Here is a 26,789-nt window from a genome sequence, read left to right as displayed (position 1 = left end):
TTAAACTACTTCATTCGAAAAACTTCTCCTTTTGCTATAAATGGAAGTCTTGCTCCTTCTGGCAAAACAAAAGCATGAGTTCCTGGCACAGACAGCCTGTCAATTTCACCGTCTGTAATAATAAGGATAGGTCCTTTTTTAGGAAAGTCTTCTGTATTTCTTAAAAAAGAGATGGCTGGCTGCAAAATGGTGCCACCCCTTCCTTTCACTTTCACCTTATCCATTAATGCTTCTGGTGCTAGGTATCCTGCATCATAGTAGAATGCATCACAGTATATGACTCGCACACGCTCGACATCTTTTGCAATTGCGTAGCTTGCAATGGTGCCTAAAGCTTTTCCGAGAAGCCCCCGGTCCATACTGCCGGAAGTATCAATCACAACAGCAAAGGTTCTCCCATCTTCTTCATCACTTCTATTAATCCATCTAGGCCTTGCTATATTAGGTGTAGAACCTTGTCTTCTGCTTGGCCTCTGGTAAGTTCTTATTTTTTCAATCGGCTGGAATAATCGATCAAACCATCTCGAAAGCTCCACATCCCATGGAATCGGCGGTTGCGAGAGACTTTTGATTTCTTCTACTAATCCTTCGGGCAAATAGCCCCTATCTTGGGAAAAGTGATAGGTTAATCCTTCTCGCAATGCTCGCCGATAAAATGCATCTAAGTCCATTCCTTTCGAATGATCCCAAAAATCAGCTTCAGTTCTATCTATTATATCCACACTTGAAATCCCGCGGAATGTCCTTAATTTTCTATATAAACGCATGTCGACTACCATTCGGTCGTAAATGGATTCAGCGGACAGTCCTTTTAATTCTGGGTCATAAAGTCCCCCTATAGCTGGCATATCTCCAATTTGCATGTCAATCAGCCAGCCGTTTATAACAAAATCACATGCTACATTCCAAAGATAAGGATCTCTCCCTCTCCTTCTTTTTGAATGACTTAACCCTGCATGGAGCAATTCATGTGCCATCACAAATTTCATTTCTTCATCCGTCAAATTGGCAGCAGCATTTATATAGATTTCTTTTGTCTCCATAGAAATGGCTGCAATCGAAACTTGCTCCCTTATACAAATTTGCGGGTCTTCTATTATGTCAAATGTACTGGCTAAAGCTCCCAATAACGGATAACTGCTTAAAAACCATTCCTTTGCTAATATAGCAGATGTTTTTCTTCCTTCACCAGCTATATTGGCAGTATGTCCACCTGCCACGCTTACTGCCGCTTTTACCGCGTTAGTTAATCCTTCTTGAAATAATTGCTCATATGTTACATTGCTTCTCCAATAATAGTCAAGCTCCCCATTATAAAACATATCCCTTTTACCGGGCATTGTGCTATATCCCTTTAAATAATCCGGAAATTCTTCTGCTAAAAGCTTTTCATATAAAGACTTTTCCGATTTTATATTCTCATAGATTGGATTGGCAAACGGCTGCGGCGCTTTGCCAAATTTTAATTGCGCAAGAAAACTAGTTATATACACATCACATGCAACATTCCAATATTCTTGATTTTTCATCGACTCTTTTTGGGGATGATTTAGTGCCAAATGCAATAAACAATGGGCAATAATATAGGACCATTCATCTGGAGCAGCTTTTTTATTACTATTTAAAAAAATGTTCCCGCTACTTTCTACATAGGCCCACTCTTCCTTCTCCATTTCAAGAAAATCTATATCAACTGCCTCAAAAATCGGCATAAACAATGGAAAAGAATTAACTAGTTTTGCTCCTTGTTCTATTAGCTTTTTGTTTTTTCCATCTTGTGAATTTATCTTTTTTTTGCTCATAACTTTCCATCTCTTTTTCCAACCAATCTTGGAAGATCGCGGATAACCTCCATCATAAACCAAGAAGGAATAGATTCTCCTTTGCCTTCAGACATCACCATTTGAGCCATTTCTAAACTAATCGATGAAAGTTCTTTGATTAATTCCTTTGCTCGGATGGCTAACTGCCGCTGATTTGTTGAAACAGCGTCCTTTTCAATGGGCAGTTCTTTGATTAATTGTGCGCGAAAAGACTGTGCCAAAAAGTATAATACATCTCTTTCTTCTAGTTTCTCTGGCCATTTTAATTCGCCCGATATAATTTTTGCAATGGCATATCGATTGCTTACTTGTTTCATAAATGCACGAAACTGTACAGCTGTGTGTGGAGACAAGCAGGAAAATGTCAGCACTTCTAGCTGTTGTTCTGTTATATTTTCTCCGTACTCATACATACAGTCACTTAAAATATGCCAAGAACGAGGGGTGGAAAATGGTTCTTCCATTTTTGGAGGCTCACTCCATAAATGATCTGGCCTAAGCTGAATGTACTCTATAACATATGGATGGATTTCCTTTTCATAAGCCCACTGCAGCCAATCTTTATGGGAGGCTCTTAATTGTACATGCACCATGCGATTAATTAATGCAGAAGACATTGGTTTTACAATAGCGCTGTCTTGAGCCCGATTTCCAGCTCCAATAACAATAGACCCTTTTGGCAAATGATACTCTCCAATTCTTTTATCGTGTATTAAACTATAAAATGCCTTTTGCACTTCTTGAGAACATGCATTCAGTTCATCCAAAAACAGCACATATGGTTTTGTTCTTGCAATTTGTTTAGGTGGACAAAACACACTATATCCATTTTCTATTTTAGGAACACCTATTATATCTTCTGGTGCCAGCTGACTTCCTAATAAAGAAACGCAGTCCATCCCCACTTCATGAGAAAAATTTTCTACTATCGAAGATTTGCCGATCCCTGGGGCTCCCCATATGAATACAGGACGAACTGGTGCAATATTTAATAGAAATTCATATAATTCGGTTTGTGTAACGGATAAAATATTATTCAATCCTTTATTCCCCACTTTGTTTTTTTCCATTATTATACCATTTTTGTATACTGCCATGATTATATTCCCTTTATAAATAAAAGCTTTATGTTGTTATTTTTCTTTAAAGATATTTTTTAATATATAATAGTTGTTTTAGATTTAATATTCATTTGGATGCGTAAAATTTATTTTTAAAATAAACAAGAGGGCTTCTAAAGTAATTAGTTCTTTTATTGTAGGGAAACCTAAAATAACAAGCTAATTAACATTAGTATTGACTGGTTAATTTACAAACTCAAACTCAGAGCTTATGAGTTTGAGTTTGTCTTTATATTACACTTATTTCATTTAATCCCGTGTTAGTTGTATTTCAGCTACAGCATAGAAGTTACTGCCAAGTATATCAAACCCGTTACTATAACCAAAAACACCATAAAAGAACTTGAATACAATAGAAGTTTCTTTATAAGTTTTGGCTCTTTTAGTTGTTTATAAGTGATAAACCCTAATACAATTGAAGTCAACCATAAAATTACACCCCCCAATGAGAATAAGTGCGGAGAATTTGCTATCCAAAATACTGTAATAAGTAAGTAAAAGAACATCAATCCCCAAGCTAATACCTTCATATCTCTCCCTCTCAAAAAAACTTTTAATTCCATCTTTTTGCTTCTATTATATTTTAACATAAATTACCTACTGCTTTGTTTTTTGTCATTTCACATATCAATCCTAATCGCATCCTAAACACCGAAATGACAATGATGTTTAAATCCTTTTAATTGCATGCTATTTCACTTGCTAATTTGATAATAAAAACAGGGAGAACCTTTATACATCAATAAAAAACCGAGTATAAATTCATACTCGATTCTGAATACTAATTCTATTGTTTCTCCACGTTATCTGAACTACTTATCCTAAAAGCCCCCTGCTTTATTTCCCTATAATCGCTTCTGCTTTTACTGGATCAACTTGTGTATTTTTTATTACTGTAAGTTTATTTGTTAAAATTCTTTTTACTGATTCATCAATTCGTTCTTCTGATAGCTTTTTCGATTCAACTGCTTTTATTATTCCATTGAAAACTCTCTGTTGATTTTCAAATGTATGACAGACTAATAGCATATCTGCTCCCGCTTTTATTGCGTTATAACCAAGATCTTCGTATGTGAAATATTTGTTGACAGCTCCCATTTCTAAATCGTCCGTAACAACAATTCCTTTAAATCCAAGTTCTTTCCTAAGTAAATCTTGAATAATAATGGGGGAAATGCTTGCTGGATTTACTTTGTCATACGTTGGATACTTAATATGTGTAACCATTATATAAAAGCGATTATTGTCCACATTTTCAATCATTTTTTTAAATGGGTAAATATCTTTTGTTTCTAAATCTAATTTATTCGCTTCAACAGAGGAAGTTTCAATATGTGGATCCACATTGCTTCTCCCATTCCCTGGAAAGTGCTTTAACGTTGCAACCATTCCTGAATCCATTAATCCTGTGACTACTTGGCTGCCAAGAGTATTTACTTTTTCCGGATCTGTGCCAAAAGAGCGGCTATCTGTATCCGATAAATCCAAAACAGGTGCAAAATTCACATTAAACCCCATCGCACTGAGTTCTGTACCTGTATGATAAGCAGTATCATATACTGCTTTTGGATTATTTTTTTGTCCTAGACTTTGCTGAGAAGGAATAGTGGAAACTTGTTCCCTCATGCGGACAATTTGCCCACCTTCCTGATCAATGCTGATTGTCAATGGAATCTGTTTTTCGTTTTTCATCGCAAGATTCTGCAATTGATTATTTAGTGAAGCAACTTGTTCTGGATTTATCATATTACGATCAAATAAAATGACTCCGCCTACTTTATAGTCGTTTATCATTGTTTTAATATGCTCATCAGGTTGGTTGCTTTGAAAACCTACCACCATTAATTGGCCAATTTTTTCTTGCAGTGTCATCTTTGCCACTAAGTTAGTTACTTTTTCTTCTATGGTAGTATTTTCATCAAAAAAGGTAGTATTCTTATCTTCCGCTCCAAGAGTTGCTTCGCTCTTTTGCTGTTCTTTGCTAACCGATTGTACTTCTTTCGCTGATGCCACTTCCTTTTTATTCTCTGCATTTTCATGGCTGTTTTTTTCAAGAGAGGTATCAGTACTTTCCTCTTTTTCCTCTTTTGCTTGAGATGACCCAAATAGTAGATAGAAGATAAGGCTTAATGAAATGACTGCAAGAACAACAGCTATTAGTAGCGGAAAGGGATTTATGGAACGCTGTTTTGACCTTGATTTCCTCATTGTTCTTCTACCCTCGAGTCTACTTTTGAAAGATTTGGTTCATCAAGCACCCATCTTCCGTTTTCTTTAACAAGATTCCAATACCCTGACCAATCTTGAACCAATGTCGTCCCATCTGTATTATCATCATAGGAAGTCATTTCAATATAGACTTTTCCTTTATTTTCATCTGTTTGCTCTACTTGGATATTCGTTATTTCATCATATATATTTTGCTTTAGTCCATCTTCCCAACCTTCTTTTGACATTTTCTTTTTTCTAGAAGAAGAAAATAAGTCATAAGCAATTGTAAAATCATTATTGCTGATGCTGCCATAATGCAGTCTCACCATGCTTTCAATGGCGCCAGTGTCATCTGTTTCATTTCCTGACTCCATATTATCTTCATATAAGTAACTATTATCATATTCTTCATCAGAAAAATCGTCTTCGTATACTTCGTTTGTCTCTTCAGCATCTGCCTCTTGGATTGTTTCTGAAGACAATTCTTGCGTGTATAGCAGTTCATTCACAACTAACTGCCCATCTTCCCCTATATTAATAATATAGGAACTATTAAACTCTTTTTGTTTTTTAGAACCGTCATCATAAGAAATCTCATATTCTTCCTGTGTGGTTACTTTATAAGAAGATTGGTTTACTGTGAGTATATCTGTTGCCTTAAAGCTTAATAAATTTTCTGTTATGTTTTTTTTAGCAATATAGTCAATATAGTCACGCTGTTCATTGTAGCTTTTGCCATTAGGATCAAGTAACTGATCTACGCGAGAAAAATCTTTTTCATTCAGTGCGGCAACACTAGCTCCTACATATTTACTGATAAATCTCTCTACCTCATCATCCGTATATGTAACAGCAGGTTCCTCTTGCTCCTCTTGTAATTCTTCTTCAGCATTTACTTGCTGGACATCCTTCTCTTTTGCAGGCTCTTCTTTTTCTTCTGTCGACTCTTTTTCTGCTACCGTTTGAACCGCAGATGTTTCTTCATCTGGTGCAGTCTGATGCTCCTCTTCCTCAGAACCCATAAATTGATTGATGCCGTACCCTAAAACAATAACAGCTGCTGCTCCCACAATAATATTTTTAAACCAAGCTGTTTTTTTGGTTGATGAAGCTCTTGTACGCCGCTCGTTCTGTTCTGTCGTCTTTTGTTCATTTTCCACTGCACTACTTTGAGAAGTTTCATTATTTCCTTTCGGTTTATCGTGCTTTTTTTCCTGGGAAGAATCATTTCGTTGCTTCTCTTTTTCATATGCAATATCAGGTGGTAGCACTTCTCTATTTGTTTGCACTTGAACGTCTTTTTCCGCCAATGAACCTTTCCTTTTTTCCTGGTCTTGCGGTGCCGGCTCCTTGGCTTCTAAAAGAATCGTTTCCAATTCTTCAATAGTAGTTGGGTTTTCAATCTCCAATTTATCCATTATTTCTTCATTTACAGATGAAAAGGTTTTAATAATTTCTGTTAAACTTTTGATATCAAAGGATAATTTATCATTTGGAGTCTTGCTTAATGCTTTTAGCTCTCCAGCACCATATAATACAATATTGCCTTTAGGTGTTAACCAAATATTCTCAGCATGGATAGATCCATGGGCTATTTTTTTGCGGTGAAGATGCCGAACTGCATCAATTAACTGAGAGATTTGAAGAATAGTAATCAATCCAGAATTTTTTAGCATATCACCTTCTTCGTAATTTAGAATTGTATAAACTTTCGAATCATCTATCATAGTAATTTTTGAAACTTGAGGCAAATATTTATAATTTGTAATGGTTGACTGGTATTGTTCATATACTTCATACCAATTATCGATGGTCCTTCCAGAAGCATTATTGCTGTAATCTGCTAAGCGGATTTGAACGGGATTACCGCTTTCGTCTTGTGCTTTGTATACTTTAAGGCCTAAAGTATTTGAATATAGTTCTTCTTTTATGCTAAAACCTTCTATATTCAATATGCTCACCTCACTCTTCTATTTTTCTAGAAATTCCTTCCTGCCAATTCTCAAACAGCGCAGGCAGCAATATCCCCACCTCTAGATTATTAAAAATCCGAGATGAGGATTTGCCCCTTTTTATATCAAGCATAGTGCACTTGTAACTAAGTGAGCTTTACATTCTCTACTTTTCTTATGTTGCTGTCTTTTTGAACAATGGTGACAGATACCGACTGTTGCTGATTAATGCGAAATGTAATTTTGATATCTAATTCTCCAGCAGGACGCTTTACTAAGCCTGGCACATGAATGGTACCAATTTTTTTATTATTTTTTATAAATTTTGAAGAACCTTGATAAAGGTCAATATCCAATTCTTCGCAATCATTTGAATCTGTCGTAAAAATACGGGTTTCTTCGCATGGAGTGCGGCGATTTCCTGGAATCAGCACACTTACTCTTCCATTTCCTAATCCAACTCCTAAAGCATGTGCAGTAGCTGTTTTAATTTCAATTTCTTTTGACCATTCAATCCGCTCATCGAGATATGCTGCATAAATACTTGCGCCTTGTGCTACACAAAGATCAGGATCAATATTTCCAAAAGTCTTATTGCTTCCTAATTTTTGTGTAAGCAGCTCATCTATTTTTGGAATGCGACTCGAACCGCCAACTTTAATGACACGGCCAATATCCTCTCGGGACAATGAAGCTTTTTCGATAACATTATCTATAATGGCATCCATTTTCGCAAAATAATGTTCAATGCACTCTTCGAACTCTTCCCGTTCAATCTCAATTTCAATATGCTGTCCTGGAAGAATATTTGGCTTAATAATATCTGTTGTTTCTTCAAAAGATAAAATTTCCTTTGCCTCTTTTGCAGATTCTAATAATGCAGATTCTGCTTTTAATTGATCAGTTTCAGATTGTCCAGCTAATTTCAAATTTGCTTTTTTCTTAATTAATTCAGCTAAACTTTGATCAAAGTCAAGTCCTCCAAGTCTATCATCACCGCCTGTTGCAAGCACTTCAAACGTCAATTTATCTGCTCTGTTTGTAAATCGGAAAACAGTTAAATCAAATGTCCCTCCGCCTAAATCAAATACCATAATAATTTCATCATTCAGCGTTTCTTCCTCATGAATTCCATATGCAAGTGCTGCTGCGACTGGTTCTTGAATAATGCCAAGGACATTCAAACCAGCAAGTCTCGCTGCTTCAGATGTATTTGTATTTTGTACAGCAGTAAAATAATAAGGAACTGTTACAACAACACCAGCAGGATCAAATCCAGGTGTTGTTTTTTCCGCATATTCATACACATCTCGTAAAATCATGGCAGAAATATCAATAGGACTAAATACTTGATTGCCCAAGGAAATTTTTTGGTTTTTATCATCCATCATTCGCTTTACGCCAATGACTGCATTTTCTGGATCAATTAATGCCCTTTTTAATGCTAGATTTCCTACCAATGGTTTTTCCTGACGTTCATCGTAATAAACAACCGACGCCCATGTATATTCCCTTCGAGGATTTTGATAGACTTTCGGACCTTTTTCTGTCCATCTGGAAATAGCAGAATACGTTGTTCCTAAGTCAATTCCAAGTACAGGTTTTTTCTCATTATCTATTCTCATTGTTCATTTCCCTCGCATGACTCTTTAACTTCCACTTTCTTATTCTTCACTACGATTACTTGTGCTGGGCGCAGTAGATAAGAAGATTCATTTGTCATCTCTTTTTCAAAATGAAGCCCATAGCGAACAACTTCTTTTATTTGTTCATCCTCTAAATCGGCTGCCTCAATCACACCGATTGGTTCTTGTTTATTTTCATCAAAAAATGAACCTCTTTCTGGAGCATATAGTTTAATAGAAAAACGTGCAAAAAGCTCCTCAATTTCATTCATTAAGGTATCGTAAATAGTAAGCCATTGCTTTGTTTGATTAAGTTCTTCATTGTTGTTTTTTTCCAACTGTTCTATTAAATCCAATGCATATGCTTTTCCGCTATAGAGACCGTCTAAGACTGGAGCAACTCCTTTTTCAATAAACTTGAAAAATCTATTTTCCGCGCTTTGCAGATGCTCTTTTAGTTCTATTAAAATACCATCATTAATTTGAATGGCGTCTTGAATAATTGTCAAATCACTTTTGTTTCCTTCTGAAACTTCTTCTACAACGGAATTCTTTTCATTTTGCTTTTTCTGACTGACGGTGTTTTCTTTATTAATTGCTCCTGTTTCGCTAATAGCAGCAGAAATTTCGTTTTCTATTTCTCCTTGGACAAACTCATTCTGCTCTTCTGCCGCTTCTTTTATTGGCGAGAACTCTCGAGCAGCTAAAATCTCTTTAGCCAATTTTTCATTTGCAATAAATTCTTTCTCCACATCTGTTAATGGTTTTTCCGGAGCTAATTTCTTTAAAAGTCTGCTTGCACTTTTCACAGATAGACGTATGCCTTCTCTTCGATTTTCCAATTTCCCTCTTATATCGGAAGAAAAATCCTCTGTCAATTCAGAGCTCTCATAGTGTTTATGGAATGATGCTATTAAGTTTTGAATCTCTGTCTCTAGCTTTTTGAAATCTTCTTTCCAATCATCCATACAGCTTCTTTTCTCCTGATAATTCCCTTGACTTTCGTTAAACTTGCTTAATAATTCTTCTTTATGATTCATGCTTCCGGCTCCTAATCCCTTTGAATTGTAAGTTGATTCGATACTCCTTCATCTCCTTGAAGACTTGCTGTTACGATTACTTCGTTTTGAAGATTCACTTCAAAGTTGACATGAATTCTATGAGTTCCTTTTGGAGCTGCTGGAATGCCAGTTAGAAAAAACTCTCCGATGCAAACACATTGTTCATCACTTACGTAGTCTACATGTTCTGCACTTTGGAATACAGATATACGCATCTCCGTCATATCATCCTCCGGAGTGCTGTATACTTTTTCGCATGATACAATTGGCTGTTCATCTGTTAATTTCAATCCCTTTTCAATGATTCTATTAAAACGGCCACCTCTGATTTCAATGCCAAGATAGTGTGTAACAATATTATTCATTTCAATTTTACTTTCCGGCTTATCTTCTTCGGCTGTTTCATTTGTTACATTCATTTTGTCTGTCGGCACCCCGATACTCGCACCGTAGATAGCAGCTCCTTGGGCAACAATTGTATCAGGATCAATATTCGAATAAGGTTCTTTATTCAAAAGCTCTTTGATTTTTTTGCTGACAAGAGGGATTCGCGAAGAACCGCCAACTAGTATTACTCGTGAAATATCTTTTGCCCCCAGCATTGCATTCTCTAAGGCTTTTTTCATTGTATCAATTGTTTGTTCAATCAATGATTCAATTGCCTTCTCAAAATCCGCTCTTGTTAATTCAAAATCAATATTATATATCGTTCCAAATTCATCTTTAATCAAATTAGGAATTTCTATTGCGGCAAATTCCATTTCCGACAATTCTTTTTTCGTTTGTTCACATGCTTCCTGCAGTTTCTGCTGTGCTTCTAGCAATTCAGTCACAGATATTCCTTGGTCAGCTTCTAGATCAAATAAATCGAGTTTACTTTTTTCTTTAAAATCGTCTCCAACAAGCTTCATGATCGCTTGATCTATATCATATCCTCCAAGAGCAGGATTTCCTTCTTTCGCCAAAATGGTAAATGTTGCTGGGGAATCTTCGGATGTGCTGTCCACTTTAAGGATAGACACATCAAATGTACCTCCGCCAAGATCATAGACCATAATTGTTTGATTTCGGCCAACTTCCATTCCATATGCGATAGCAGCTGCAACGGGCTCTTCTAATAAATAGGTTACATTCAATCCTGCAAGCTCAGCTGCTTCTTTTGTTGCACGCTTCTTATTGTCATCAAAATTTGCTGGCACACAAATCACCGCATAAGTTGGTGTCCCTTTTAAATCAAATTCTTCTTGGCTAGCTACATATTCTTTTAATTTAGAAAGAATTTCTGCTGAAATATCTTCTGGACGATATGATACTCCGTAAAAATCACGCTTCCAATCGCTACCCATTTCCCTTTTAATAAAAGAAATCGTATTTTCTGGGTCAATTAGAATTCGACGTTTTGCTGCATCTCCAACTTGAATATCTTCTTCTGTTCGAAAACTGACCACCGAAGGAATTGTTGTTTCCTTCCCAAGTTTTATCATATGAGGCTTCCCTTTACGATAAATGGAAACTGCTGAATTGGATGTTCCTAAATCAATTCCTAATATATATGGACTGTTTTTCTCTATTATAGCCATGTTGTTTCCTCCGATTATTTATTTGTATCGATCGTTACATTTTTTAATTTGATTTGACTGTTTTCAATCATGCTTGCAAGTTTTGCATAGTTGATTTGATCCGTTTCTGCATACTCCTTAACAAGAGGGGAAGAAGTTGGAATTTCAGCACTTGATAAAACTAATATGCCGTCTTCATTCAACTCAAAAATTGCCACTACAGCTACAGGATCCTGCTTTGGAGTTACCTCTAAAAGCAATTCTCCTAATATATCTTTATCATTCGGTTCCGTGGATTCTGTACGGTAAACTTTTAGCCTGACTGCTTTTTGATATGGTTCCATTGTAGAACCAATAGTTGCTCCAATAACAGGAACTGCACTATTTCTCTTAATAAGATGGACAACTGAATAGACATCATCCAAATACATCGCTATTCCTAAAGAATGAGCCGTAACATTTTCCACTTCAATCGGAACCGGCGCTGTATCAAGATCAGGTGCAGATAAATTGGCTGCCATAATCGCTGCGCCTTGTGCTACAATTTCATCGACATTATCTGCAATAAAAGGTTTTTTGATTTGCTGTGTAACAATTTCCTGCACTGCTCTCATCCTCGAAGAACCGCCTACTAAAATGACACGGCTAATATCTCTTTTCGATAGTTCTGCAGCTTTTAAAACTTCTTGAATTTTTTCAATTGTTCGTTCTAACAGCGGTTGAATTCTTTCATTAAATGTATCAATCGATAATTCTTCATCTATATGTACTCCAAATATATCAGGAATTGTAATATCTGTTATATCGCTTTCAGATAGTTCCTTTTTTGCTTCCTCTGCTGCTTCCTTTAAACGCTGAAGAGAATGGGAACCTTGCTTCAGTGCACTAACCCCATTTGTCTGTTGAATTTTCCCAAGTACATACTGAACAATTTCATCATCAAAGTCATCTCCTCCAAGCATCGCATCTCCATCTACTGCGACTACTTTAAAAGAATTACCTTCTACTTTTAAAATAGACACATCAAATGTACCACCGCCAAGGTCATACACCATAATTGTTTGATTTCGTTCTTTATCAAGACCGTATGCTATAGCAGCTGCTGTTGGCTCAGGCAATAGGCGCAGCACCTTTAACCCCGCTTGTTCCCCTGCTTTTTTTGTCGCTTCTCTTTGTTCGCTTGTAAAATAGGCAGGAATTGTAATAACCGCTTCTGTCACTTCTTCGCCCAAGTATTTGCTTGCTTCTCTTTTAATCTTTTGAAGAATTTCTTTTGCAGCATCAACTGGTGTTAACATATTATTTCGAATTTCATATATTTTGTCAGGATCCCCCATATAGCGTTTGGATGAGGCAATACTATTTAATGGATCAATATAAAGTCTTGACTTTGCTGTATTGCCGACAAGCACACTGCCATTTTCCTTAAAAGAAATAACAGACGGAATAATTTTCCTGCCATCAATAGGAATCGTTTCCACTTTTCCTTTTCGATAAATTGCTGCAGCTGAATTGCTAGTGCCTAAATCAATACCGATTGCTGTTCCCATGAATCTACTCCTTTTTTCTGATTCCATAATTGATTAATATTTTTTATTAATTATTTACTAATATTTACAAAAATTATGTATGGACTGTCCAGATACAAATCATCCATATCATTCCTATTATGGCATATATTTTTATATAATCTTGTCGAAAAAGGACGAAAAATGAGTACATCGATACATTTTTCCATTGGAGTTTAGTTATGTATAAGCAAAATTACTTATGCACAACTAAATTTGGTTATTAACCATATTGGATGCGTAAAATTATATTAAAAAAATAAAAAACAGAACAGCTTCTAAAAGCCGTCCTGTTGATTTACTATTATTCAGTGATTTCTACTTTCTCCATTACATCGCCGTTTCTCATTGCTTTTACAGCGTCCATGCCTGAAGTTACTTTTCCGAATACAGTATGTACTCCATTTAAATGTGGCTGTGGATCATGAACGATAAAGAATTGGCTTCCTCCAGTGTTGCGTCCTGCATGTGCCATAGAAAGAGAACCTTCTACATGTGTATGAGGATTTCCTTGTGTTTCACAGTTGATTGTGTAACCAGGACCGCCTGTTCCAGTTCCGTTAGGACATCCTCCTTGACTTACAAAACCAGGAATCACGCGGTGGAATGTTAATCCATTGTAGAATCCTTCTTTGATTAATTTTTCAAAGTTTGCAACCGTTCCTGGTGCTTCATTTGGATATAATTCAAATTCAATTTTTTCGCCATTTTGCATTAATATGTAACCTTTTTCTGCCATATTAAACAACTCCTTTTTCAAAATCAGCTTTTATCATACCATTTTTTTCTGCAGAAAGAAAACTTTTTACTTAGCGATTATTTATTTATTTCAGGTTCTGGGTATTCTTCCCCTTTTGTATCGACTGTTACTTTTTTCATGGTTACATCTTCTAATGGTTTATCATTTTCGTCTCTTCCCACGTTTACGATCGTATCTACTGTGTCCATGCCACTGATTACTTTTCCGAATGCTGCATATTCTCCGTCCAAACTTGCCTGATCTGCGACCATAATAAAAAATTGTGATCCAGCTGAGTCAGGGTCATTTGATCTTGCCATACTGATAACGCCTCTTTCATGTTTTAAATCATTATCAAAGCCATTCGAGCTAAATTCTCCTTTTATGCCATAGCCAGGATCCCCTGTTCCATCTCCGTTTGGATCTCCTCCTTGAATCATAAAATCAGGAATCACACGATGAAACGTCAAACCATCATAAAAACCTCTCTTTACTAAAGAAACAAAATTGCTTACTGTATTTGGAGCTACCTTTGGATACAGCTCTATTTCGATTTTTTTTCCATCATTCATCGTAATGGTCACCATTGGATTTTCTTTAATTTTGTCTGCGTAATCAGCATTAGAAGAACTGTTTTTTTCTTCCTCTTTGTTTCCACATGCCGCAAGCAAAACAAGCGATACTAACATAAGCAAACCGAATAAAAGGGATTTTTTCATTATGTATGTACTCCTCTATTTATTTTTTATGTACGGTTATTATTGTATAGAATTAATAATAAAGAGACAAGTGTGAGGAAAAACAACAAAAAACTTAACCTCACAATAAAAAACCCTTGTCTAATAAAACAAGGGCTAACATTCTTCCTCTATTTTTTTCTTTATCCCTGCATGCTCTTCTAATTCATAACGGATAAAACAAGCAATCATCGTTCGATAAACTTGCTCGATGATAGAAGGGTCTACTTTATTTTGGCCTGCTAGATGTCGCACTTTTTCAATTACTGCTTCTACCCGTTGCGGTGCTTCCACTTCATGTTCATCTTGTTTAAACTTCGCAGCTTGTTTAACGTATTGGCTTCTTTCACTAATTAACCCTACTATTTGATCATCTAATTTATCGATATTTACTCTTACTTCTTCTAAACTTTTGCACTCATTCATCTCTCTCTTCTCTCCCCTTGTCTATATTTATCTGCTAATTAAATGCATTATATATCTCCTTTGTCTTTTTATTTACTCCATACCATCCATATGTTGCTGTATGGCCTACATTTGTTTTGGGATCATCAATGACCACCTCAAATACATGAATAATATAATTGTCCCCGTCCATATGGTCATATTCTACATGCATTTTTTCATTATTTAAATTCAAATAATTTTTAACTAATTGTACTGCTTCGCTGCTCGTCAATTCTGTTGTTTGCTTTTCTTCTGTCTGTTTGGTGTCTGTCTCTTGTTTTGGTTCTTGCGGTGCTGAAGTTTTCTTTTGCTGTACAGTACTGGAACTTGCTGTTTTTTGTTCTGTTTGTTGGACTTCTATCGAGCTGGTTTCGGCTATTTGCTTTGGTTGTGGTACCACTGTTGTTGACTCTTCTTCTTTTTTCTCTTCCTGTGCTGCGGCTAAACGCTCAGCCGCTTGTTGTTTTTGTTTCTGTTCTTCAGCTAAACGAATTGCTTCTTCTTGCGCTCGTTTTTCCGCTGCCAAACGCAGTGCCTCTTGTTTTTGTTTTTCTGCTTTTTCTTTTGCGAGCTTTTTCTCATACGCTTTTTTAGCGGCTGTGGTTTTATCCATTAAATCAGCTAATTTTTTGCTTAAAGCTGCAATTGTTTGATTATCCGCCGCTCTATCTTGATTCACTTTTTCAAAAATATCATAAGCTTTCCCAAATTGCTGTTTTTCCAACATTTTTTTCCCCTGAGCAATTCCTTGTTCCATTGCTTTCTGCTGACTAGACAGGATCTGACTTTCTGAAATCAACTGCTCTGCTTGCTTATCGATTGTATTTTTTATTTCCTCTTTGCTATTTATCGCTTGAACTTTTTTGGCTTTTTGTATGCTTTGATCAAACTCTCCTCCCTGCAATGCTTCTGCGCTTTCATTCAATAAATGCACCGCTTTAATAAATACTTTTACTTCTTCTGTTTTTTTCTCATTTTGTGCTTTTTCAAAAGAGGTTAATGCAGCAGCAAAGTTTTCTTCTTGTATCTGCTCTTGTCCGGCACGAATATTTAAGGAGTATTCTTTTGGAGTACATGCCGCAAGCAACAAAACACAGCCAGCTATTAATAGTTTTTTCATAAGTTACCTCCACCTTACTGTCTAGTGATGTATTCTTATTCAAGCGCTTCCTTTATACTATTTTAGTATTTCACCTATCATTACTATTAACCTAGTCATTCGACAAAACATATAAATTTCCTTCTTAATTAAGAACAAATCCATTGTTTTTTTGACAATGGTATTGGTTAAATTAGCGGTATTGCAAATAGCTTTTCAACCTATTTTCCCTATGTTAATATAAGTATTGTAAAAATATTGATTTTGATTATAACGGAGATGATGAAGTATGACATGGGCTGTTTTTCTTTCTATATTTGCTGTCTGTATAGTGAAAGTATTAATGACCTGTCTGCCAACTGGTACGGTAAATTGGCTAATCCGCAAATTTGAAATGCATGCAAAACTTCGTGAAGAAGATGTCATAATTAGCATCAACGGAAACCAGCTAGAAAGAGAAGAAAAAATGCAGGTAATTCGTGCTTTTAACGAAGCTACTGTGCTGGAGAAATATACAATCTATCGCGGCTATAACGAACATGTTTATCTAAATCCAGAAAACGACGGAACACCAATCGTTATTGATGCGAAAAGAGGCAAACAGAACATCAAAATAGTGATGCACAAATACAATGATCATATTGATATTGTCAAACAATACAAAAAGAAAATCATTGCTTACAGCGTGCATGTTGAACCACTTCAAAAGCATTTTATGTCTGCTGCTGCAGATATGGCATAAACAAAAGGCTGTCGAACTCTCGACAGCCTTTCTTATCATCGCAATATTAATTGATTGTATCTGATGCATATATATTAATATAGGAAGGAAGCAAACAGAACAGTCCTTGCATAATGGTCAACGTCCAAAGAATGAGCCAAACTCCTAGCTCCCTTTATAAAACGCTACAATCCATTCTTCTCCCCAATTGAAATCCAAATTTCTGAATAATAATCAGCACTAAAAGGATTGCCATCCTGGTATACTTCTAACGAAACATTTCCGCTGATTTGATACCTGCTTGTTGGCAGCCATTCCGAATAGATTTGTTTCCATACTTTCTGCATGCTATGTGGCATCGGACCATGTACGGCAAAAATCGCCCACTTTCCAGCTGGAACTTCCAATAGTTGATAATCATCCTCTTCTGTCGCTTCTCCGTTAACGCCAATCCAATAATCCATCTTTTCATTTGAAGAATCATCCACACAAACGCCAAGAAGTCCTTCTACTTCCCCATTATTGAAGCTAGACAATAAATCCGCCTGCCCATTTTGATTCACTTCTTCCCAAAACTTAGGAATCCCTTTCATATTTTCATCATTTTTATAAGAATAAGATCTTTTTATGCCAATCACTTGAAAACTATTTTTTTCATTAATCATTACATTCATCGCTTCTCTTCCCTTCAGTTAATATGAATGACAAATGGATTATAGATCGTTAATTTCCCTATTCCTTTTTTTGTTTCACTTGGTGTGATGCCATGCTGTTTTCGATAAGCTTTTGAAAAAGATTCTGGTGTGTCATATCCATACTTCCAAAAAAGGTCGATTATTTTGTCAGCAATTCTTGACCAGCTAATGATAATCTTCTTCTGATATATTCTCCTACCAAAATATCAGTGAAAAGAGAAAAAGACCGCTGAAAATGAAACGGAGAAACATTTGCTTCTTTTGCAATTCGATCGACATCCAATGGTTGATCAAGATTTTTTTCCGATAAAGTGAAACTTCAATCAGTGGGGGTTTTACTGCCGTTACTGCCGGATAAAATCAATCGAACACTGTAAATCTTCTATCCAACTCACTAATTTTCATCCCTCCCTTACCTATCTATACATTAAAACTTTTTCTCTATTTCATCCTGTCATTTTTTGCGCAATTATGACGGGGTCTTCTTTTTATATGTACATCATTATATTTCTTAGAAAAATTAGCAATACCTACTAGCCGATTTGAGGATTTTTTTATTAATAATTTCGTTTATTGCCTTTTTTGACATATTCCCAGTCCACTTCAATATTTTTTCTAACTCGCTGCAGAAGATGAAAAAGTATTTCTGTTTCTTCTTCGGAAAATCCCGCTAAAGCAACACGGTCGGAATGATCCCCTTCCCGTTTTAAGATTGGATACACAGTGCTTGCTTTATCTGTTGGAAATAATTTTTTTATTTTTTTGTTTACTGCATCTTCTTTTTTTTCAATAAATCCTTGCATCTCTAATTTTTTAATAGCACGAGCTGCTGTTGTACGGTCTACTTTTATCATTTCGGCTAACTTTTCTTGAATAATTCCTGGGTTTTCATATATGCGTACGAGATACAGATACTGCCCCTTTGTCAAATCATACTCCTTAAATTCTATATTGCTGATTGAATCTAAGGATCTGGCTATCATACCCATTTCACGCAAAATTTCTTTCATTCTAAAACTCCTTAGTCCATTTTTTGTTGCATTTACAATAAAAATAAGATAAATTAATCTTACGTTGATTTTGTTGTAAATGCAACATTAATACAAAATTTTAATTACATTCTAAAAAAGGACTGAAAAAAATGACCTTATCCATAAAAATAACAAATGAAGAGGAATTAAACAAAGCTTTTCACATTCGAAAAACAGTATTTGTAAAAGAACAAGGTGTAGCACTAGAAGATGAGTTTGATCAATTCGATATCCTAAGTGAAGATTGTGAACACATATTGGTATTTCATAAGGAAAATCCAGTCGGCACAGGACGCTTAAGAGCAGTTGATGGATTTGCTAAATTAGAGCGAATTTGCATTTTAGAGCCATACAGAAAATTTGGTCTTGGAAAAGTAATTATTCAATCATTAGAGGAAATTGCTGCGGAAAAAGGATTAATAAAAACAAAACTACATGGCCAAATACAGGCAGAAGGCTTTTATCAAAAGTTAGGCTATAAAAGAGCATCAAGTGCTTTTATGGAAGATGGCATTCCCCATGTGCTGATGGTAAAAGAATTATCTAATAAATAATGCAGAAAATAAACTTTTTCGTTTACCTATTCGGTATTATGATCTTAACACTGGGCATTTGTTTAACCATACAATCAGACCTTGGCCCCCCCTTCCGCTGCCCTTTTGGTAGGTTTATCTAAAAAAGTGGGATTGACAGTGGGAAATTGAGAATTTATATTTATCATCGCATTGTTCTTAATAATTGGCATAGGAACGCTAATGACCGTTTGTTTTGGAGGCCCCATTCTTCATTTTTTTATCACAGCAGGGCAAAAAATATGGAGATTTCGGTTCATATCCAACCATTCTAGCAGCAAGACAAATCGAAGCCACCTTGGATAGATGATTCGATTTGTCTCTTCTAATCTTCCAATCTTTTTTATGCTTATGTACATAAATGCAGAATCTCTTTAATTAAAAAATACCTCACTACTGTTCTCTATTTATCTGCAAAAGACCTGTCTCCTCTGCTATTAGGCTGCGATATAACCAAAAATTCCACATCCTCATTTGATCGATTAGCCATTTGATGTGGGATATGCGGAGAAACTTCCTTTCCCTCCAATGAATGTAATACAATTTCTTCTCCATCAACTTCTAAAACTGCCGTACCAGAAAGAACAAAAAAGAATTGCTGTGCATGATGATGATAATGCCTAACTTCAACAGTATTGGCAGGCATACGTTCATGGATGACACTTAACTCTTTGTTCTTCACAAGATGCCAGCCATCACAATTTCTCCCCCAAATATAATGCTCTGTGTTATATTTGCTAATTTTCAATAGAATCACTATCCTTTACGATTAAATTTGAACGAATGAAACTAGTCCTAAAAATAAAGATAGGCGAAAAAAACAATAGATTTTTCTTCACCTGTCTTTTTTTCTAGAAGAATCTTCCCCTAAATTTGTTGATTCACCTAAATCATAACAAATCTATACTATCTTTAACATTATCCTTTTCTTTTCACCTTCAGGAACATAAAAATGAAAATAATGTAAACTCTAAGCAATTCCTTTTATTATATAAAGGCTAAGTTCCCCTTTACTCTATACATTTATCTGGGTTAATTTTTATAGGCAGCCACTCACTTATTCCTCTTTTATATTGAGCTATTTCAATGTCAGTTCCATTCGTTAATTCAACAAAAACAAAAAGGTAATCATATCCATCCGTGCCATTGACATAGATATTCTTTACATACCCTCGTTTAAATGTTGGGTGCCTTCTTCTCACCAGCTTGCACCACTGGCCATATTGAATGTCTACAACTGCTTCTGCATCATGACTCCACCCATGGTAAGCAGCACATAAAAAGTCTTCTCCATTAAAAACGATATCACTTATTTTATACCTATCCACTTCTTTTTTTACCGTTATAAATCCATAGTAATAATAAAAACTAGTAGACTCCTTTTCCCCTCCTTCAATTGTCTCTACTTCAAGAAAAAAGCGCCAATTATCAGCAGGGTTAGATTCACTATTTACTTGTTTTAATTTAATCAAATTAATATGCCCAATATTTCGAAAGGAGTGTAAAAAATCATGATAGTTGACTTTTTTTTGATATTCTTCAGCAAAAAATTGATAAGCAACTGGATAGGGTATCGTTGCCATGCCTACTGTACCGCATCCTCCTGCCTTTCCTTCTGAAAAAAATGCAGCCTCCTTCAAAACACGAAAATAGTTTAAAACAGTATTTTTAGGTGAATTTATAATAGTTGGAGGCAGATGTATTTCGGAAACATCCTTTTCATAATAGGAGTCAAAAAATGAAAATGGAAAGCCTTGCGAATTTAAGGCTGGCAAACAAGAAGGTCGAAAATATTTCTGGTTTTCCGTATCTTTCACTAAACCAATATCTTTTATCTTTTCTTGTCGGATTTCCTTCTTTTGAAGTAAACCTCCCATATATATAATGTTTCCCTTCAAAATGATCCCTCCTATTAATAGAAAACAGGATTATATGTTAAAAAAATACAATTCAACAGCCTACAAAATAGTTTTCGCTTGTTATTATTCCATTTATTTTACTGACTGATTTTAACAGAGCAGACAACTTGTACTTCCTACCCCATCTTTATGACATTATATGCCAACCTTATTCAGAAACAACCCTAAGAAATTTTCTCCTTATTGCCAAGCCTTAATGTATCAGCATTTACTTGCGAATACGCTAAAACAAATGAATTATAAACGATTATTTCCTCCACTAAAGCTTACCCTTTATGTTAAAATTAATGCTGATTTCCAAACCAAATGAAAATCCGACATTTTCCGTCTTATATAAGTAGAATGTATATTTCGATTATTTTTTACAATAAAAACTGCGAGGAGGTTATCCAATGGATACGCTAAAAAATATGAATGCTGCTTTACGCTATATTGAAAATAATCTAGACAATGAAATAGATTATTTCCAAATAGCAACACTTTCTGGAACTTCCGAATACCATTTCCGCCGTTTATTTTCCTATTTATCTGGGATGTCCTTAAATACTTATATTCGTAATCGGAAGCTGTCCCAAGCAAGTTTAGATTTGCAAAAAGACAACAGCAAAGTGATTGATATTGCGGTTAAATATGGCTACAATTCAGCAGATGGATTTACACGGGCTTTCAAAGAATGGTCTGGAATAAACCCTTCTGAAGTAAAAAAAGCAAAAAATTTAAAACTATTTCCACAGATGACCTTCCAGCTTACCATTAGAGGGGGAAATGATTTGAATTATCGAGTAGAAAAAAAAGAAGCTTTTAAACTAGTTGGAATCAGCAAACGAGTTCCAATCATTTTTGAAGGACAAAATCCTGAGATTATAAAACTAATCCAGTCCATTACAAAGGAACAAAAAGAAAAGTTGCAAAGCTTTCGAAATACGGATGTAAAAACCGTTGTTCAAGCTTCCTATAATTTTGATAGCGGCAGAAATAAAGAAAATGGAAGCTTAGACCATATCGTCGGTTCTATTACAACATTGACTAGAGAATTCCCTGGCTTTGATGTGGTAAAGGTGCCAGAAGTAACTTGGGCTATTTTTACTTCCCAAGGTCCATTCCCTCAAACTATGCAGGATACTTGGGCAAAAATTGCATCAGAATGGCTGCCTTCTACCAATTATGAATTAGAAAATGTCCCAGAAATCTCATTTACAGGAGATTTGACGGAGATGCAAAATGTGTATAGCGAGATTTGGATTGGTGTAAAAGAAAAAAACTAATATACGAGTCCTAAATATATTACTCTGTCGCTAGATAACTATTATTCATGACTTCTTTATCCATCTGCCAATCTAAAAAAGATTGGCAGATGGATAAAAAATAAATTATTTTTCAAAACGTACAAATCGTTTCTTTCCAATTTGCAGTACATCTTCATTCATTATTACTTGATCAAGATCTCCTTTTTCAAGCTTTTCCTGATTAAATGAAATCCCGTTTTGAGCAATTAAGCGCATAAATTCGCTTTTACTTTTCACTAAGTTCATTTCCACGAGTTTTGGAATGATGTGCATGATTGATTCTGCTCCTATTTCAACAAGTATTGTTGGAATATTAGGAGGAATTTCTTTTTTCTGAAACGCCATTTCAAAGAAGTGCAGCGCTTTTTCTGCAGCGTCTTCACCATGATAAAGACCTGTAATAATTTTTCCTAGCTCTAGTTTAATATCACGTGGATTCTCACCATTTTTAAGACGTTGCTTCACCATTTGTATTTGATTTGGATGTTCATCTGTGGCAAGTTCAAAATATTTAATAATTAAATGGTCTGGCACTTCCATGATTTTCTTAAACATCACTTCTGGCGCTTCGCTCACGCCAATATAATTCCCTAAACTTTTACTCATTTTTTCCACACCATCTAATCCCTCTAAGAGCGGCATAAATATTGCAACTTGTTTTTCCAGTCCCCAATGTTTTTGCAGTGTGCGTCCCATTAAAATGTTGAATGTTTGGTCTGTTCCACCGAGTTCAATATCTGCTTGTATTTCTACTGAATCATATGCTTGCATTAAGGGATAGAAAAATTCATGGATGCCGATGGGCACTTGATTTTTGTATCGTTTTTGAAAATCATCACGTTCTAATACACGTGCAACAGATGTAGTGGCTGCTAATTTTAAAACATCTTCAAACGTTAGTTTGGATAACCATTCACTATTAAAGCGAACGGTTGTTTTTTCTAGATCTAACACTTTAAAAATTTGTTCGCAGTATGTTTTTGCATTTGCCTTTACCTGTTCATCACTTAAAGCGACACGTCCCTTGGCTTTTCCAGTTGGATCTCCAATACGACCTGTAAAGTCCCCAATTAAAATGACAGCCTTATGTCCTAAATCTTGCATTTGTTTAATTTTGCGCAGAACGGCTGCATGACCTAAATGAATATCAGGTGCTGACGGGTCTAATCCTAATTTAATGGTCAGTGGCTTTTGTTCTTGATAAGAGCGCTTTAGTTTATCCAAAAGCTCTTTTTCATCCACTAATGTGTGAATGCCTTTCATAATGATGGTTAATTGTTCTTCAGGTTTTACTAACATACGTAACATCTCCTTGGAATATTATAAATAATATTGCAAGCTCTATAAGAGTAAAAACAAAAAAACGTCCTTTAGGGAAAACCCTAAAGGACGTGCGTTTGACGTGTTACCACCTTTATTTGAAAGCCACTCGCATGACTTTCCTCCATAAGTACGGTCTAATAACTAGACGATACTTTAGCTTGGATTACGGCAGCTAACCCGGTGCAGCCTACTATAAGTTCGGTGCACAGCTCCAAGATGTATTCACATTGACTCCACATGCGCCTCTCATCAACCGGCAACTTGCTGTTTGTTTCTTTCAATGCTACTCGTTCTCTTCATAGCTTTTACTCTTATACTCCAAAATGTAAAAACAAATTTTCGTTATGCAGATATTAATGTTTATTATAAAACATGATACACGATTGTCAAATGTTTTTTTATAAATTTCAAAGCCTTTTACCAGCAAAGAGGACTTTTGCAGCATGAGATTATAAAAAATTCTATCTCTTTAAACATTCTCCTATTAGTTCCATTATTCCTCTGTTTTTGTCCATAAACCTGCTCTTTCATTCACCTATTCCAAATATTAGCTCTTCTATATTATATTACTTTTACATAACTCCACATTTCCTTTAATGGCTTTCCGTCCAAAGTAGCTTGTGCCAACAACTCATCGACCGTATTGAACACTTGTACAGCATCCGTTTGATTATTTAGTAAACTCCATCCTTGTGAAACTCGATTAATTTGGTAAAAATGTTCTCCGAAGGAAAACATTAGATGCATATATTTATATGTATGTAGATTATTAGTTAAATCTTCAAATGAATAATTTATTTTTTCAATGATCATATCCGCATACATGCGCACATCAGCATCTTTATCCTGTTGGAAAATATCTATAAATGTTTGAATCATTTTCTTATTAAAGGTGTGTACATAAGAATTCCATACACTATTGGCAACTTCACTCCTTATTATATCCTCCGAATGAGTAGCTAATTTCAGAAGTTGATCACTGACCCATTTTTCGTCCTTCTCTCCTTGCGATATTTCCTTAATGGCAAAATGCAATTTCTCTACATCATTTTCTTCCAATAATGCTTCAAATTCCTCTTTACTATATTCCCATTCATTAAATTCTCTTTCTCCTTCTAAAGGATAATCCTCTTCTGCTGTATATAAACCATTTAAAAATTCTTCAAAATCCTCTGCTATCTTGATAATTTGTTCACTCTCATTGTCTATGTAAATAATTGGCGGGTTAGCTGCGACGTTTCGATAATCGAATGCAAGCCAAGTATGGCCATCTCCATTAAACAAAATAAGTCCCTTAGGCATTTCCCATTCTTGTAAATAATAGTCAGTTTCAAGAATGCCATTTATTTCGCCAATTCCATAAATATAATCTACCTCAATATAAGGCTCTATAAAAAAATCCTCTTGAATTGCCGGAAATGCATTAAAGAGAATACTGCCTCCGTTTTGCTCTTTTAATAAATGTATATATGAATCAGGAAGCGTTACCTTAAATTGCTGCTCTGCTTTTTTTATATCCTCTGTTTTTAATGGCGGTAGTTTATAATAATCATGGTCTTTTTCCCAAATTTCCCTTGTCAAAAAATCCCCTCCAAATATTTGCGGTTTATTTTCTAGCAAACTAGCAAAAAGTCACATCAACAGCTTAGTATAGTATATTCTATATTCTTTTCATTTTATCACTCATCCATTAAAGTTGGATGTTTTTATAGATGTATGTATAAGCCGGGGGAGTATTTGTCACCTGTTTTATAATACGTATCAAATGCTTCCTTATTTAATGGAGGCAATTACACCATCATCTTCTAAAATGGACAAGTGAGCTGTACTTTTCTAATAAGAAAGAATAAGTTGGTACAATCATTCCAAAAATGAAATAATAAGCGATTATTCTTATCTTCCCTGCTTTTAATGGATACCAAAGTATAAAAAACACACCAGCAGTTGGATAAACAATATAATACAAGGAAAAATTCATTTTGGTTGCATAATTAAATTCCCTAAATGGAAATTCCACAAATCCAAAATAAACCTGTATATATTCAAATATCCATGCAATTGCTTGGCAAAATAAAAATGAGATTTGAGCGGTTTTTCTACTTTGTTTGGGTATAAAAAATAATACAGCAATCCATGAAACAATTAAAATTAAAGCCTCTTTAATCATTGACTGCCCCCTTTTTTATACTCTTTACCTTTTTAATAATGAACCATATTTTCGTACAGCTCAACTAAATCCTTCCAATTTTTTCATAACATATTCTCCTTAAATATTTTGAATAAAGACTTCATAAACTAAGTTCATAATAAATAAGGAGTGCATTTAATGAAAAAAATATGGTTTCTTACAGCTCTTTTATTTATTTTTTTATCCTCTTATCAAGTCCATACATTTGCATTCATTAATAGTCGGGAGGCATATGAAAAAACTGGACATGTTATTTGGGAAGTGAATACAAAAGAAAAATTAGTTTCTCTTACTTTTGATGATGGTCCTCACCCAATTTTCACTCCTCAAATACTGGATATATTGGCTAAATATGATGCTAAAGCCACCTTTTTTGTAGCTGGCAATAAAGTAATCCGATTTCCTGATATTTTAAAACGGGAAGTAAAAGAAGGACATGAAATTGCCAATCATACGTTTCACCATCTTTATCATAATATTACGTCAGAAAAACTGTCAGCAGAATTAGAAGAAACAGATAAAATCATACAGAAATTCACTGGTTTTAAGCCGTCTCTTTATCGGCCTGTAGGCGGTTTTTATAATGATTTGATTATTAATACAGCAATCAAAAACCAAAAAGAAGTTGTATTATGGTCATGGAATCAAGATCCTCGTGATTGGGCAAGTCCACCTGCCGGTCAAATTTGCAACTATGTAACAAAAGGAGTAAAGCCAGGTAATATCATTCTATTTCATGATTGGCATGGGAGTGAATATACCCAGACTTGTCAAACAGTTCATGCATTAGATAATATTTTGGACTTTTTATACAAAAACGGGTATAAATGTGTCACTGTATCTGAACTGCTCTACCGATCGACACAAATCATTCCAGACTCTTTTGGCATTTATCCTTTAAAAAAAGAAAAAACATCTCGCATTGATTTAATGTTTTAGAGAGGGAGATCCCAAATAGCATGTTGATTCCCCTCCTTTTTGCCTATTTATCTTTAAGATTCTCTATTGTCTGGAATATGCGGGAATATACTTCTTCTATATGTTCATCCATCTTTACATCAACTAATTTTCATCTATATTTTTGGTTATTGTTGGTCTTTTTTTATTGCTTT

At 35.1% G+C, this 26,789-nt stretch carries 25 protein-coding genes, 1 pseudogene and 1 other annotated feature; of the genes and pseudogenes, 5 read left to right on the top strand and 21 right to left on the bottom strand.

The features are described 5' to 3' along the window. Positions 1-5 precede the first annotated feature (5 nt). The 13 genes from CWS01_RS14620 to CWS01_RS14560 form a co-directional block, all read right to left on the bottom strand. Positions 6-1,802, bottom strand: a complete 1,797-nt coding sequence (locus CWS01_RS14620) for a DUF2201 family putative metallopeptidase (protein WP_101177929.1) — start codon at positions 1,800-1,802, stop codon at positions 6-8. Then, positions 1,799-2,920: an AAA family ATPase gene (locus CWS01_RS14615; protein ID WP_235852077.1), complete on the bottom strand. Its 1,122-nt coding sequence runs from the start codon at positions 2,918-2,920 to the stop codon at positions 1,799-1,801. Before CWS01_RS14615 ends, CWS01_RS14620 begins: the two co-directional genes overlap by 4 nt. A 299-nt stretch (positions 2,921-3,219) precedes the next feature. Then, complete coding sequence (locus tag CWS01_RS22710) at positions 3,220-3,474, bottom strand: hypothetical protein (RefSeq protein WP_168714405.1); 255 nt, start codon at positions 3,472-3,474, stop codon at positions 3,220-3,222. Positions 3,475-3,781: 307 nt separating this feature from the next. Beyond that, entirely contained in the window at positions 3,782-5,152 is a 1,371-nt protein-coding gene (gene nagZ, locus CWS01_RS14605; RefSeq protein WP_101177927.1) for a beta-N-acetylhexosaminidase, read from the bottom strand. Then, positions 5,149-7,107 carry a TcaA NTF2-like domain-containing protein gene (locus CWS01_RS14600; protein WP_101177926.1) on the bottom strand — a complete coding sequence of 653 codons (1,959 nt, stop codon included), beginning with the start codon at positions 7,105-7,107 and terminating at the stop codon, positions 5,149-5,151. Before CWS01_RS14600 ends, nagZ begins: the two co-directional genes overlap by 4 nt. Positions 7,108-7,253: 146 nt before the next feature. After that, the gene (locus CWS01_RS14595) at positions 7,254-8,732 is read right to left on the bottom strand and encodes an Hsp70 family protein (protein WP_101177925.1); all 1,479 of its coding nucleotides are present in this window, start codon (positions 8,730-8,732) and stop codon (positions 7,254-7,256) included. Further along, entirely contained in the window at positions 8,729-9,772 is a 1,044-nt protein-coding gene (grpE, locus tag CWS01_RS14590) for a nucleotide exchange factor GrpE (RefSeq protein WP_101177924.1), read from the bottom strand. Before grpE ends, CWS01_RS14595 begins: the two co-directional genes overlap by 4 nt. Before the next feature lie 11 nt (positions 9,773-9,783). After that, complete coding sequence (locus tag CWS01_RS14585; protein ID WP_101177923.1) at positions 9,784-11,373, bottom strand: Hsp70 family protein; 1,590 nt, start codon at positions 11,371-11,373, stop codon at positions 9,784-9,786. Between the two features lie 14 nt (positions 11,374-11,387). After that, positions 11,388-12,902 (bottom strand): Hsp70 family protein, encoded by a 1,515-nt coding sequence (locus tag CWS01_RS14580; protein ID WP_157827665.1) that lies wholly within the window; start codon positions 12,900-12,902, stop codon positions 11,388-11,390. 322 nt (positions 12,903-13,224) lie between these two features. Continuing rightward, complete coding sequence (locus CWS01_RS14575; protein ID WP_101177921.1) at positions 13,225-13,659, bottom strand: peptidylprolyl isomerase; 435 nt, start codon at positions 13,657-13,659, stop codon at positions 13,225-13,227. A gap of 77 nt (positions 13,660-13,736) precedes the next feature. Then, the gene (locus CWS01_RS14570; protein WP_101177920.1) at positions 13,737-14,378 is read right to left on the bottom strand and encodes a peptidylprolyl isomerase; all 642 of its coding nucleotides are present in this window, start codon (positions 14,376-14,378) and stop codon (positions 13,737-13,739) included. Positions 14,379-14,513: 135 nt separating this feature from the next. Then, positions 14,514-14,822 carry a chorismate mutase gene (locus CWS01_RS14565; protein ID WP_101177919.1) on the bottom strand — a complete coding sequence of 103 codons (309 nt, stop codon included), beginning with the start codon at positions 14,820-14,822 and terminating at the stop codon, positions 14,514-14,516. A gap of 34 nt (positions 14,823-14,856) precedes the next feature. Further along, positions 14,857-15,963: a tetratricopeptide repeat protein gene (locus CWS01_RS14560; protein ID WP_101177918.1), complete on the bottom strand. Its 1,107-nt coding sequence runs from the start codon at positions 15,961-15,963 to the stop codon at positions 14,857-14,859. A gap of 268 nt (positions 15,964-16,231) precedes the next feature. Here CWS01_RS14560 and CWS01_RS14555 point away from each other — a divergent pair, with 268 nt between their 5' ends. Continuing rightward, the gene (locus CWS01_RS14555) at positions 16,232-16,684 is read left to right on the top strand and encodes a YfmQ family protein (protein ID WP_101177917.1); all 453 of its coding nucleotides are present in this window, start codon (positions 16,232-16,234) and stop codon (positions 16,682-16,684) included. A gap of 164 nt (positions 16,685-16,848) precedes the next feature. Here the strand turns inward: CWS01_RS14555 and CWS01_RS23025 are convergent, their stop codons facing one another. From CWS01_RS23025 to CWS01_RS14545, 3 genes are all read right to left on the bottom strand, one after another. Next, positions 16,849-17,337, bottom strand: a complete 489-nt coding sequence (locus CWS01_RS23025; protein ID WP_235852076.1) for a GyrI-like domain-containing protein — start codon at positions 17,335-17,337, stop codon at positions 16,849-16,851. A gap of 160 nt (positions 17,338-17,497) precedes the next feature. Then, positions 17,498-17,641 carry a helix-turn-helix transcriptional regulator gene (locus tag CWS01_RS23020; RefSeq protein ID WP_235852075.1) on the bottom strand — a complete coding sequence of 48 codons (144 nt, stop codon included), beginning with the start codon at positions 17,639-17,641 and terminating at the stop codon, positions 17,498-17,500. Between the two features lie 274 nt (positions 17,642-17,915). Beyond that, a complete protein-coding gene (locus tag CWS01_RS14545; RefSeq protein WP_101177916.1) occupies positions 17,916-18,368 on the bottom strand; it encodes a MarR family winged helix-turn-helix transcriptional regulator in 453 nt (150 codons plus the stop codon). A 131-nt stretch (positions 18,369-18,499) separates the two neighbouring features. Between CWS01_RS14545 and CWS01_RS14540 the strand changes: the two genes are divergently transcribed. Then, positions 18,500-18,943 carry a GNAT family N-acetyltransferase gene (locus tag CWS01_RS14540; RefSeq protein WP_101177915.1) on the top strand — a complete coding sequence of 148 codons (444 nt, stop codon included), beginning with the start codon at positions 18,500-18,502 and terminating at the stop codon, positions 18,941-18,943. Then, positions 18,943-19,090 (top strand): annotated as a pseudogene (locus CWS01_RS23500) (YitT family protein); the annotation flags it as partial. The gene CWS01_RS14540 and the pseudogene CWS01_RS23500, both read left to right, overlap by 1 nt. A gap of 274 nt (positions 19,091-19,364) precedes the next feature. Here the strand turns inward: CWS01_RS23500 and CWS01_RS14535 are convergent. Together CWS01_RS14535 and CWS01_RS14530 are read right to left on the bottom strand one after the other, a co-directional pair. After that, positions 19,365-19,709: a cupin domain-containing protein gene (locus tag CWS01_RS14535; RefSeq protein WP_101177914.1), complete on the bottom strand. Its 345-nt coding sequence runs from the start codon at positions 19,707-19,709 to the stop codon at positions 19,365-19,367. 262 nt (positions 19,710-19,971) lie between these two features. Beyond that, complete coding sequence (locus CWS01_RS14530) at positions 19,972-20,859, bottom strand: hypothetical protein (RefSeq protein WP_205161153.1); 888 nt, start codon at positions 20,857-20,859, stop codon at positions 19,972-19,974. A 413-nt stretch (positions 20,860-21,272) separates the two neighbouring features. Here CWS01_RS14530 and CWS01_RS14525 point away from each other — a divergent pair, with 413 nt between their 5' ends. Beyond that, on the top strand, positions 21,273-22,145 hold the full coding sequence (locus CWS01_RS14525; RefSeq protein WP_101177913.1) for an AraC family transcriptional regulator: 873 nt from the start codon (positions 21,273-21,275) through the stop codon (positions 22,143-22,145). Between the two features lie 105 nt (positions 22,146-22,250). Here the strand turns inward: CWS01_RS14525 and tyrS are convergent, their stop codons facing one another. The 3 genes from tyrS to CWS01_RS14510 all read right to left on the bottom strand — a co-directional run bounded on the left by tyrS (position 22,251) and on the right by CWS01_RS14510 (position 25,656). Next, positions 22,251-23,465 carry a tyrosine--tRNA ligase gene (gene tyrS / locus CWS01_RS14520; RefSeq protein ID WP_101177912.1) on the bottom strand — a complete coding sequence of 405 codons (1,215 nt, stop codon included), beginning with the start codon at positions 23,463-23,465 and terminating at the stop codon, positions 22,251-22,253. 83 nt (positions 23,466-23,548) lie between these two features. Then, positions 23,549-23,798, bottom strand: a binding site (T-box leader). 252 nt (positions 23,799-24,050) lie between these two features. Continuing rightward, positions 24,051-25,070, bottom strand: a complete 1,020-nt coding sequence (locus CWS01_RS14515) for an SMI1/KNR4 family protein (RefSeq protein WP_101177911.1) — start codon at positions 25,068-25,070, stop codon at positions 24,051-24,053. Between the two features lie 217 nt (positions 25,071-25,287). Further along, positions 25,288-25,656, bottom strand: a complete 369-nt coding sequence (locus tag CWS01_RS14510) for a CBO0543 family protein (protein ID WP_101177910.1) — start codon at positions 25,654-25,656, stop codon at positions 25,288-25,290. 159 nt (positions 25,657-25,815) lie between these two features. Here CWS01_RS14510 and CWS01_RS14505 point away from each other — a divergent pair, with 159 nt between their 5' ends. After that, positions 25,816-26,616: a polysaccharide deacetylase family protein gene (locus CWS01_RS14505; RefSeq protein ID WP_101177909.1), complete on the top strand. Its 801-nt coding sequence runs from the start codon at positions 25,816-25,818 to the stop codon at positions 26,614-26,616. Positions 26,617-26,789: the final 173 nt, after the last annotated feature.

Origin of the sequence: Niallia nealsonii, from assembly GCF_002835805.1 — a bacterium.
In the GTDB taxonomy this organism is placed as follows: Bacteria; Bacillota; Bacilli; order Bacillales; family Cytobacillaceae; genus Niallia; species Niallia nealsonii.
Note: the sequence above shows the minus strand (reverse complement) of the source record. Positions and strands in the feature narration are given on the sequence as shown.